We start from the raw sequence: 573 nt of genomic DNA, 5'->3' as shown, positions 1-573 counted from the left end.
AGGGTCCCGGATTTACCTGAGACCCAAGCCTACTCACTTTCACCAGGACAACCAACGCCTGGCTCACCTAGCCTTCTCCGTCCCCCCATCGCAATCATGTCCGGTACGGGAATATTGACCCGTTTCCCATCGACTACGCCTTTCGGCCTCGCCTTAGGGGCCGACTCACTCTGCTCCGATTAGCGTCGAACAGAAACCCTTGGTCTTCCGGCGAGGGAGTTTTTCACTCCCTTTATCGTTACTCATGTCAGCATTCGCACTCGTGATACCTCCAGCATGCTTCTCAACACACCTTCATCGGCTTACACGACGCTCCTCTACCGCTCATCCGTAAGGATGAACCCGTAGCTTCGGTACCTGGTTTAGCCCCGTTACATCTTCCGCGCAGGCCGACTCGACTAGTGAGCTATTACGCTTTCTTTAAAGGATGGCTGCTTCTAAGCCAACCTCCTAGCTGTCTGAGCCTTCCCACATCGTTTCCCACTTAACCAGGATTTGGGGACCTTAGCTGACGGTCTGGGTTGTTTCCCTTTTCACGACGGACGTTAGCACCCGCCGTGTGTCTCCCACGCT

The 573-nt window shown here is 54.8% G+C and carries 1 rRNA gene; it reads right to left on the bottom strand.

The window, feature by feature from the left end:
• Positions 1–573, bottom strand: a 23S ribosomal RNA gene (locus IE091_RS18385); the annotation flags it as partial.

The organism is Vreelandella hamiltonii (assembly GCF_014651775.1).
GTDB lineage: Bacteria > Pseudomonadota > Gammaproteobacteria > Pseudomonadales > Halomonadaceae > Vreelandella > Vreelandella hamiltonii.
The sequence above is the reverse complement of the archived record's forward strand: the minus strand, read 5'-3'. Positions and strand labels throughout refer to the sequence as shown.